This is a genomic window from Pseudoduganella sp. RAF53_2 (genome assembly GCF_052113985.1).
Lineage (GTDB): Bacteria > Pseudomonadota > Gammaproteobacteria > Burkholderiales > Burkholderiaceae_D > Rugamonas.
This window is the reverse complement of sequence record NZ_JBFRDW010000150.1, coordinates 1-10,384: the sequence shown is the minus strand read 5'-3', so window position 1 is coordinate 10,384 and position 10,384 is coordinate 1. Positions and strand designations below refer to the sequence as shown.

Annotated in this window: 7 protein-coding genes; 2 read left to right on the top strand and 5 right to left on the bottom strand. The window is 62.9% G+C overall.

Translation table 11 applies throughout. The annotated features are described in order from the left end of the window. A partial coding sequence (locus tag AB4Z11_RS11280) for a LysR substrate-binding domain-containing protein (RefSeq protein ID WP_442025341.1) occupies nt 1–879 on the bottom strand: 879 nt, incomplete at its 3' end. A gap of 102 nt (nt 880–981) precedes the next feature. Here AB4Z11_RS11280 and AB4Z11_RS11275 point away from each other — a divergent pair. Continuing rightward, nucleotides 982–1,677 (top strand): FMN-dependent NADH-azoreductase, encoded by a 696-nt coding sequence (locus tag AB4Z11_RS11275; protein WP_442025340.1) that lies wholly within the window; start codon nt 982–984, stop codon nt 1,675–1,677. 66 nt (nt 1,678–1,743) lie between these two features. Next, complete coding sequence (locus AB4Z11_RS11270) at nt 1,744–2,505, top strand: sulfite exporter TauE/SafE family protein (RefSeq protein ID WP_442025339.1); 762 nt, start codon at nt 1,744–1,746, stop codon at nt 2,503–2,505. Here the strand turns inward: AB4Z11_RS11270 and cueR are convergent. From cueR to AB4Z11_RS11250, 4 genes are all read right to left on the bottom strand, one after another. Continuing rightward, nucleotides 2,479–2,886, bottom strand: coding sequence for a Cu(I)-responsive transcriptional regulator (gene cueR / locus AB4Z11_RS11265; protein ID WP_442025338.1), 408 nt, complete (start codon nt 2,884–2,886; stop codon nt 2,479–2,481). The two genes, AB4Z11_RS11270 and cueR, sit on opposite strands and share 27 nt — an antisense overlap. Further along, nucleotides 2,883–5,297 carry a heavy metal translocating P-type ATPase gene (locus AB4Z11_RS11260; RefSeq protein WP_442025337.1) on the bottom strand — a complete coding sequence of 805 codons (2,415 nt, stop codon included), beginning with the start codon at nt 5,295–5,297 and terminating at the stop codon, nt 2,883–2,885. Before AB4Z11_RS11260 ends, cueR begins: the two co-directional genes overlap by 4 nt. A gap of 69 nt (nt 5,298–5,366) precedes the next feature. Further along, a complete protein-coding gene (locus AB4Z11_RS11255) occupies nt 5,367–6,224 on the bottom strand; it encodes a FecR family protein (RefSeq protein WP_442025336.1) in 858 nt (285 codons plus the stop codon). Continuing rightward, nucleotides 6,193–10,384 (bottom strand): beta strand repeat-containing protein (locus AB4Z11_RS11250; protein ID WP_442025335.1); only part of this gene is annotated, 4,192 nt, incomplete at its 5' end. The genes AB4Z11_RS11255 and AB4Z11_RS11250, both read right to left, overlap by 32 nt.

Here is a 10,384-nt window from a genome sequence, read left to right as displayed (position 1 = left end):
CTCCTGCGTTGCCTGGCCGGTGAGCCAGGATTCGACGGTTGCTGCGGCCGCGGACAACTCCCTGTCTTCCAGCCGTACCAAATAGTAATCGAAACCCTGTAACAACGGCGCAAACGGCGCCTCCAGCAATCCCATCGCGATCTCTTCGCTCACCAGCGGCAGGGATGCCAATGCCACGCCCTGCCCCGCAATGGCAGCTTGCACGGCATGGCTCTCTTCAGAAAAGACGATGCCGGCGGAGGCCTCCAATTCCAGCCCCGCCGCTTGCGCCCAGCGCGCCCAGGTCTGCGCGCCGCTGCCGCCGCGCTGCCATTCGAAGTGGATCAATGGATGCTTCAGCAGGTCGCGCGGCCGGCGCAGTTTCAGGCGCGGGCTGGCAACGGGCGCGTAATCGCCGCGCATCAGCAGCGTCGCCTGCAAGCCCGCATAGTGTCCCCGTCCGCCACGCACCGCCAGGTCGGCCCCGCCACTGCGCAAGTCGGCCACCTGCGTCGTCGCCTGCACATGCAGGTCGATGCCGGGATGCGCCTGCTGGAATGCGGCCAGACGCGGCACCAGCCAGCGGGCGGCGAAGGCCGGCGTGGTGGATAGCGTGACCGTACGGCGCCCGGCATTGCGCAGACTTTCCACGCCTGCCGCAATGGCATCGAATCCGGCGCCGGTGGCTTGCAGCAGAATGCGGCCCTGCTCCGTCAACTCCACTGCGCGCGTCTTGCGCACGAACAGGCGGCAATCCAGCGCTTCCTCCAGCGCCTTCATTTGATGGCTGATCGACGTTGCGGTGACGGACAGCTCCTCCGCCGCCAGCTTGAAGCTCAGGTGGCGGGCGGCGGCCTCGAAGGCACGTAAAGCGGAGAGTGATGGCAATCGTCGGTGCATGATACATGACTATAACTCATCTATCGGGTGAGCAATGATCGTTTGTCGCCGCCGCGCGGCAGCGGCACAGTGGAGGCCATCCCCAACCACAGGAGAATACCCATGACCACCTTGCTGCATATTGACGCCAGCGCCCGTCCGGGCCGCTCGGGTGAAACCGCACATGGCTCGCATACCCGCCGGCTGAGCGCTCGCTTTGTCGAACGCTGGCTGGCGCATGACACAAGCACAGAAGTCATCTATCGCGACATCGGCGCCCAAGCGCCGGCGCCCGTCACCGGCGAATGGATTCACGCAGCCTTCACGCCTGCCGCGCAGCGCGAACCGTGGATGCACGCCGTGCTGGCCGCCAGCGATACGCTCGTAGAGGAACTGCTGCGCRCCGATATCATCGTGGCCGGCGTCCCGATGTATAACTTCGGTCCGCCCGCGCAATTCAAAGCCTACATCGACAATATCGTCCGTGTCGGACGCACATTCGGCTTCGACCGTTCGCGTGGCGATGTGCCGTATTGGCCAATGCTGGCGGAGATGGATAAGCGCCTGATCATCCTGTCTTCGCGCGGCGATTACGGCTACGGCGACCGGCTGGCGGACAGCAACCACGTCGAATCATCAGTGCGCACGGCCTTCGCCTATATCGGCATCACGGATGCGCACGGAGTGGCCATCGAATACGACGAATTTGGTGGTGAACGGCTGGAGCGCTCGATTGGGCAAGCCGAGCGTGACGTGGACGCTTTGGCGCTGCGGCTCGCGGCGCCGGTGGCGGCCGCGGCGACGGCAAAAGCTGCCTGAGCGGCCGCCTGCAAGCCCGGCAGGGTCGGTGTAGAATCAAACGTTCTACGTCCCGAACCTGCCATCATGTCCGCCGTCCCACCTCTTGAATTTCATACCATCTTGCTGGTCGCTGCTGCGGGCCTGTTCGCGGGCGTGCAGAACGCGCTGGCAGGCGGCGGTTCGTTCATCACCTTCCCTACCCTGCTGCTGGCGGGCCTGAATCCGATCGCGGCGAATATGACGTCTACGATTGCGCTCTTCCCCAGCCAGACCACGTCCGCCATCGCGGGACGCAAGCTGGTGAGCGATGTTGGTCCGCTGACGTTCAAGCAGATGTTCATCATCAGCATCATCGGCGGCACATTTGGCGCGATTCTGCTTAGCTACACGCCACCAACCTTCTTCGCCAAGCTGGTGCCGTGGCTGGTGCTGTTTGCGACGTCCATGTTTGCCTGGGGCGCTTTCCGCAAGGCCCCAGTGCACGCTGCTGCGAGCATGCCTCCATGGGCACTGATGTTGGCGCAGACTTGTATCGCCATTTACGGCGGCTATTTTGGCGGCGGCATCGGCTTCCTGATGCTGGCGACGCTGACCATTGCCGGCCAGCAGATCCGCGCCGCCACTGCGACCAAGAATATGCTGGCGATGGCGATGAATGCGTCCGCCACCGTGATCTTCGCCTTCTCCAGCTTGATCAGCTGGCCGGCGGCACTGGCGCTGTGCGTTGGCGGCGTCGCCGGTGGCCTGATTGGCTCCTGGCTGATTTACCGCCTGCCGCCGCAGATGATGCGCATCTTCGTGGTATGCGTTGGCGTGGTGCTAACCATCTACATGTTCCTGCGCTGATTCCAGCGTTTCCAGGATCGGGCAATCGGGACGGTCATCGCCGTGGCAGCAGGAAGCCAGCGTGCTCAAGGTGTCGCGCATTTCGGTGAGCTCGCGGATGCGCTGATTCAGCTCCGCCACATGACCCAGCGCGATCTTCTTCACGTCCGCACTGGCCCGGTCTTCGTTCTGCCATAGCGACAGCAGGTCGCGGATCTGCTCCAGCGAGAAGCCCAGATTACGGGCGCGCTTGATGAAGCGCAGCATGTGCAGGTCTTTGTCGCCGTAGATGCGGTAGCCGCTGTCCGTACGCGCAGTGGCTTTGATCAGGCCTATGCTTTCGTAGTAGCGGATCATTTTTGCGCTGACGCCGGATGCGGTGGCGGCTTGTCCGATATTCATGTCGATTCCTTTGCTGGTTGCCAGCGGCGCAGCAGCAGTGCGTTGCTGATCACGCTGACGGAGCTGAGCGCCATCGCGGCGCCTGCAAATACGGGATTCAGCAGGCCGAACGCCGCCAGCGGGATGCCCGCGAGGTTGTAGATGAAGGCCCAGAACAGGTTCTGTCGGATCTTACTGAAGGTACGGCGCGAGATGTCGATCGCATCCGCCACCAGTCGCGGATCGCCGCGCATCAGCGTGATGCCTGCTGCATGCATGGCGACGTCGGTGCCAGTGGACATGGCGATGCCCACATGAGCGGCCGCCAGCGCGGGCGCGTCGTTGATGCCGTCGCCGACCATTGCGCAGATCTTGCCTTGCTGGCGAAGTTCTTTCAGTGCGGCCGTTTTACCGTCTGGCAGCAAGTTGGCGCGCACTTCGCGGATGCCGAGTTGCTGCGCCACGGCATCCGCGCTACCTTCGTTGTCTCCGGTAAGCATGACGGTGTGAATGCCGCGTGCATGCAGGCGCTCGATGGCCGCACGCGCTGATGGCTTGGGCAGGTCGGCAAAGGCCAGCAGTCCAAGCAGCGCATGCTTGCCACTGTCGGCCAGCCAGGAAATGGTATGGCCGCTGGCTTCAAGTTCCTGCGCCCGGGACGCCAGCGGGGCGATATCTACGCCGCGTTCCTGCATCAGGCCGGAGCTACCGAGAATGAGCGCCGCGCCATCTACTACCGCGCTCATCCCGCGCCCCGGCAGCGCGCTCACCGCCGATGCCAGCGGCGCCATGCGCTGCCAGCTAGCGCCGTCGCTGCCTGTGACGCCCGTGCCGCCGGAGACACCTGTACTACCGAAGACATCTGCGCTGCCGGAGACACCTGCGTTGCCGAAGACACCTGCGCCGCCAGATGCGCCAGCGTGCCCCGCAGCGCTGCGGGCCGCAGCGTTAGCGTCCGCCGTGGCCTTATCCACCGCAGACAGGCGCGCGGCAGCCGCATCGAGCACGGCGCGCGCCAGCGTGTGTTCGCTATTGCGCTGGATGGCTGCCGCCAGCTGTAACAGACGATCTTCGCTGACGCCGGCTGGCAGCAGTGCCGCCAGCACCGGCTTGCCCTGCGTGAGCGTGCCCGTCTTGTCGAAGACCACAGCATCGACCTGGCGCGCGAGTTCAAGCGCCTCCGCGTCCTTGATCAGTATGCCGTGGCGTGCCGCGACGCCAGTGCCGGCCATGATCGCCGCCGGCGTGGCCAGGCCCAGTGCACACGGACAGGCAATCACCAGCACCGCCACCGCGTTGATCGTGGCGCGTTCGAAATCGCTGCTGGCGAACCACCAGCCAAGTAGCGTCAATGCCGCCAGTACCAGCACCACGGGCACGAAAACCTCAGCGACACGGTCGACCAGCCGTTGAACGGGAGCTTTGGCGCCCTGCGCGTCCTGCACCAGGCGGATGATGCGCGACAGCGTGGTCTCTGCACCGATAGCCGTGGTGCGCACGATCAGCAGGCCTTCGCCATTGATCGAGCCACCCGTGACATGGCCACCGGGGTGGCGCGCCACGGGCAAGCTTTCACCGGTAATCAGGGATTCATCGACATGGCTGCTGCCCTCCACCACTTCGCCGTCCACTGCCACGCGTTCGCCGGGACGAACAACCACCAGGTCATTGAGATGTACGTCGTTGACCGACACATCACGCTCAGTTCCATCATCGCGCCGCACCCGCGCGGTGGCAGGACGCAGCTGCTGCAGCGCGCGGATGGCGGAAGTCGTTTGCCGCTTGGCGCGCGCTTCCAGCCATTTTCCGAGCAGGACGAGCGTAATCACCACGGCCGAAGCCTCAAAGTAGAGATGCTGGCCGAAGGTTGTCAGCAGAAGATAGACGCTCAGGCCGTAGGCAGCGCTGGTGCCAAGGGCCACCAGCAAGTCCATATTGCCGGCGCCGGCGCGCGCCGCCTTCCAGCCGGCGCGGTAGAACCGTGCACCAAAGACGAATTGGACGGGTGTGGCCAACAACCACTGAAGACGGGCGTCCAGCATGAAATGGATGCCGAACCAGCCAAGTGCCATAGGCACCAGCAAGGGAAAGGACAGGACAGCCGCCAGCGCAACCGCCACGCCTTCGGGAATGGCCAACTCGCGCATGGCAGGAGCCGGTGCGTTGCCCCCTGTGGCGGGGACCTCGGCAACCCTGGCCGGCGCCAATTCTGGCTCCTCGGGCGCGGCCTCGTAACCCGCCTTCTCGACCGCCTGCTGCAGATCGCAGAACTCCAGCGGCGCGTCGGATTCGACGCGCGCCGTCTCAGTGGCGATATTGACCGTTGCACGCCCCACGCCCGGCACGGCGGCAAGCGCCTTCTCGACGCGCGCCACGCAGGACGCGCAACTCATCCCTCCAATACGGACGGTCTGTTGGTAATTACTCATCATGGATACCTGTTAAGCCAGTGATCATGGCTACAGCATCAAGTATCCCATGATGGGAAGGTCAAGTGTTTTTTACCGGACGATGCAATCGACTTCGTTGGACTTCGGAGGGCTGGAGCCCGCCGCTGGCGCCGAAGAAGAATTGAATAACGGTGGCGGTGAGAACTTCAGGCCCGGATTGGCCGGCAGGATAATCGGCGGCACGGTTACGCTCGGAGTGAAACCAAACTGGCCGGCCGCGAAATTCAACGTCCCGCCAGAGTTGGACACGTGAATCATTCCGTCCAGTACCTGGACGTACAGGCCAGGAGTGAGACCACCGACTGGACCTGGTGGCGGCATAGCCTGCGCCAACATCACAGGTGCGATTGGTCCCGCATCGCTGGCGACCGGCAGCGATGCCGTGCTCGCGTTGAGGAAGGAAATCGCGAGAGCCAGCGCGCGCTGTTCGTCCACCGGCACGATCTCCGCGATGAAGGTGGTGCCGCGGATGCCGATGGTCGCCGCCGGCGTCTTCAGCTCGAACTTCTCCTTGCTGCGCTTACCCAGCAGGCCGGTGACGGAACGCAGACCGCCCTTCACCAGATTGAAGTTGGCGTGATCGCCATCCTTGTTATCGCTGGCGAAGCTGAAGTTCTCGATCGTCATCGTGGTGCCAGGACGCAGCGTGATCTCGCTGTTGTCGATGAACTTGATCATGGCGTAGGTGTTCTTCTCGGTGACCAGCGTATCGCCGTTCTCCACCTCGGACTTCATCGACAGCACCTTAAGCGTTCCGCCCGGCTTCTTCGCCACCAGCGGTCCGCTCAACTGCACGATCATACCGACCACCGGCGCAGCCAGCGCCAGCGATCCCGTGGTCCACAATGCCAGCAGGAGCAGGCAGCGCAGTGCAAACTCAGTTGCAGTACATTTTTTTGGCGACATCATTTTTCGTTCCAGTTTTATCGGTACTTGCAGTGTCCTTCTCCTTATCCAGCTTCTTGTCATCCGGCGTGCTGGATGTTGAAGATGGACCGCCCGCCCCGCCGCCCGACGAACTGCTGGACGAGCTGCTGGACGTATTGCTCGCCGGCTGCGTCGGCGCGCCGCTCGGCTTCGAGCTGTTGACGAGATTGATCACCTCGTTCTGCGCGAGATTCACCGGCTTGTTCGGCTGCGAGCTGGTTGGCGGCGCCAACACCTGGCACAGCGCCGACGACGGCGCGATCGTGCAGATATCGGCCGTTGGAGGCGGTTCCACCGGCGGTGTGACCGGCGGCGTCACTGGTGGCGTCACCGGCGGAGTAACCGGCGGCGTCACAGGCGGCTCAACTGGCGGGGTGACCGGTGGCGTCACGGGGGGCTCGACCGGAGGTGTGACCGGTGGAGTCACTGGCGGCTCAACCGGAGGCGTGACTGGCGGCGTTACGGGAGGCTCAACTGGCGGCGTCACGGGTGGCGTTACCGGCGGCGTAACCGGCGGCTCTACGACCGGCATATTGGTATCGTCGATTTTCGAAATGCTGCCGGCTGGTGCCGCGACCGTACCGGAGGCCGTGCTGATTTGATCCCCGGCCGTCAGACGAATATTACCGGTCGCCGTCTGCACCGTCGCGCCGGCGGCAATCGTCAAGTCATCTCCGGCAGAACCCGTGCTGCCTGCCTCCAGCGAAATCGAGCCGGAATGGGAAGTAATACTGCCCAGCACCGTCAATGGACTGTGCGCAGTGATCGAAATATTGCCGCTGTCCGTGGCCACTACTGCGCCGGCATCAATGATGGTAGCGCCGTAATTGTCCAGCGTGATGCCGCCGGCATTGCCCGTCTGGAGCTTGAGCTTCTTGACGGTCAGCTGATGAGAATAGCCTGCTTTGTTATTGGTGATATTGATCGGCAGCGTGCCGGTGGCAGCGCTGCTTTCAGCGCTCAGCTCATTCACCTGTGTCAGCAAGGCGCCATTGCTGGCACCAATGCTGCCGGCAGCAGTGACTGTCAGCGCGTTGGCGGTAATGACGCCATCGCTGCGCGTCAGCGAACCTGCCACATCCAGCGTCACATCTTCCGCCGCGGTGATGCCATTCACATCGTAGGTATTGCTACCGGAGCCACCCTGCAGGCGCGCTACGGCGAGATCCTGGTCATTCGTGAAGTTCAGGTGCCCGCCTACCTGGGCGGMAAGCTTGTTCACGTGGTTGGCCGAATTAGTGAGGAAGACATTACCGCCCGCCTCAATACCCAGTTCCTGCACGCTGATGGCGCCGGACTGCGTGATGCCACCAGTGTTGGACAGCAGGCCGATACGCGTGGTGGACGCGTCCAGACCACTGATACCTGCGATCGAGATCGAACCTGTCATGTCCGTATCGGTCGAACCGATGCCGATCGTCTGGGCGTGCACATTGGCCAGCTGATTTACAGAGAAGCAGTTTTGATTGGAACAGCTGCTCCCCACCACGATATCGTTGCTGCCCGTGTAAGGACGGAGGGACGCCTGATTGGCGGTCAACGTGCCCGAAATATCGACCACATCGCCTTTCAGTTCAACGGAATTACCGGTCAGGTTGGCGGCAACGACAACGCCGTTCACTCCTTCCGAAGTCAGCTCGAAGCTGAGCTTTGGCATATTCACGTCGCCGGTGACTGCAACTTTGTCGCCGGAAGCGATGGAGAGAGTTCCGGCATTGATCCCTGCCAATGCGGCGTCGCCGATAAAGTTAGCCGGGCCGCCGACTGCATTAGCTCCGCCGACACCGATCGAGCCGCCGCTATACAGCTCCACGCGGCCCTTGCCGCTGTTGGCATTGATGCCCGTGCCGGCGTTACCGGTCAGATCGAGATTACCTGCGGCCATGATGACCGAACCAGCGGACACCATCGCATTATTGGTCAGCGTGCTGGCGGCGCTCAAGTCCAGGGTCACCGTCGATGGCAGCTTCACCGAATTCGCAAGCGCAATGTCGTTGCCGGCTGCGACCTTGAAAGTACCGGTCAGCAGGCCAGTGGTGAGATCGAGGCCATCCAGCAACACGGAACCACCATATCCACCATAGCCGCCGTAAGCACCATAAGCCTCGCCGTAGCTGCCGTTGTGGTCCACAAAGATGGTGTAGGCACTAATCCTTTTCAACTCATCGTTGCTCAAGACCAGACCCGTTTCGGTCGCCTGCTGGGCGCCGCCAAGCGTCATGGTGCCCGACGTTGAGGAGCGCAGTGTCACGGTGCCGGAGTTATCGCTGGTCCCCAGTTTGGTCGCTTTGACTGAGCCGCCCAGCGCCATGCTCGATCCGGTGAAAGTAATCCAGTTGCCTTCCACTTTGGAGTTGGCACCGGTCGTCAATGCGCCGTCGGCCTCCAGGTTGATGGCACTGCCTTTCACGGAAGCGCTGCTGGCCAGCGTAATATTATTGCCGGTCAGCTGGAGGCTGCTGGTGCGCGCATCCAGCTTTGTCACATTCAGATCACCTGCTTCGATATGGATCTGGGAGTCTCCCGATCCGGACAGGGAAACCGAATCAACGGTCAGCGCGCCACTATCCACGTAGTAGAAAGTACGCACACCATCTGCCTGCAGATGGTCCACATGATTATCGTAAGACGAGAGGCTGACACTGCCCGTGGTCTTCAACGTCAGCTTGCTGGCCGAGACAGGTGCATCATAATCCTGGCTGAATCTGGTAGCGCTCAGTGTCACATTGCCCGTTGAATTCACGCCGTGGAAGTCGATGCCATGGTCGACGGCGGCCTGACTGGTTGAAGCCAGCGTGAGGTCCTTCGTCGATGTGACGGTGATATTGCCCGCGCTTTGCGCCGCCACGCTGTTGATGGCGTTGTTCGCGCTCAGGGTGATCGCAGAGCCCTTCGCATACAGCGTGTCTGCGGTGATCACGCCCGTCTGTGTGATTGCTCCGCTACCCAGCAGCGCCACTTCGTTCTGCGCGGTCACTTTGCTGTTCACGGCAATAGCGCCCTTACTTGCAGTGATCCAGGCGTTGTTGGCGCTGAGCGTGCCGCCGGACAGATTAATCGAGGCGCCATTCAAGTTAACGTCACCGCTGCCGGCATTCAAATTAGCCCTGACGTTCACGGCGCCGCTGCCGCTGGCGCCCGCTGCCGCGTCATTGGCGGACAGCGTGATCATGCCGCCATTGGTGGTGATGGCCGCGTTGACATTGACGTTATTACCCGCCTGCGCCAGCAGATTCACGCCGGATGCGCCAATAGAGACGGCGCTCGATACGGTCAGATCATGTTTGGCCTGCAGTAGAACGTCGGCCGTTGCCGCGTTAAGTACCGAGGCAGCCACTTTGGTCGGCAAACCCGGCACGCCGAGGAAGCCGAGCAGGTCTTCGATCAAGCCGCCGCCGGACGAGGTGATTTCCAGATCGTAGGGGTCCAGCAGCCAGGTGCCGTGTTTGCCTTGTGCAGCGCCGGCGTCGATATGGATGCCAGCTACGTCCAGCGAATGGGCGGAGGTTTCGATGAAGCCGCCCTTGCCGCCGGCTGCGCCGCCGCGTGCGGAGATCTGGCCGTGCACGGCCGCTGCGTCGTCGCCCCAGACGATGACTTTGCCGCCGTCGCCGTTGTCGATGGCGTCGACGGACACGATGGCGTCCTTGCCGACATAGGTTTGCTGCGCATTCTGTACCGAGGCATTGGCGCCCTGGTAGTCGCCGCCGATCAGCACCGAGCCGCCGCCCTGCTGGCCGCTGGCGTCGACGCGGGCATCGCCGGTCAGGGCCACCTGCTTGCCGAGGACCTGGATATCGCCGCCCTTCCCTGCGCCGCGGGCGCTGGTGACGCTGCCCGCTTCGAGCGTTGTGCGTCCGCTGGCCTTCAGCACGATCTTGCCGTTCTCGCCCATCACCGCGCTGTCCGCATTGACCGCGCCACGCTGATTCACCAGCGCGCCATAGATGCCGATGCGTCCGCCCTGTGCCACCACCTGGCCCAGGTTCAGCGCCTGATCGCTTGGCGCGGAGATGACCACCTGCACATCCGGATTGGCCGAATCGACCAGCTGCACACTCTGACCTGCGGCCAGGACGATGTCGCCCTTGGGCGAAGTGATGATGCCGTTGTTCTCGACGTTTGGCGCGATCAGGTACACC

Coding starts and splice junctions, on each gene's coding strand:
- AB4Z11_RS11255 (WP_442025336.1), bottom strand. CDS start 6,224: ATGATGTCGCCAAAAAAATGTACTGCAACTGAGTTTGCACTGCGCTGC.
- AB4Z11_RS11270 (WP_442025339.1), top strand. CDS start 1,744: ATGTCCGCCGTCCCACCTCTTGAATTTCATACCATCTTGCTGGTCGCT.
- AB4Z11_RS11260 (WP_442025337.1), bottom strand. CDS start 5,297: ATGATGAGTAATTACCAACAGACCGTCCGTATTGGAGGGATGAGTTGC.
- cueR (WP_442025338.1), bottom strand. CDS start 2,886: ATGAATATCGGACAAGCCGCCACCGCATCCGGCGTCAGCGCAAAAATG.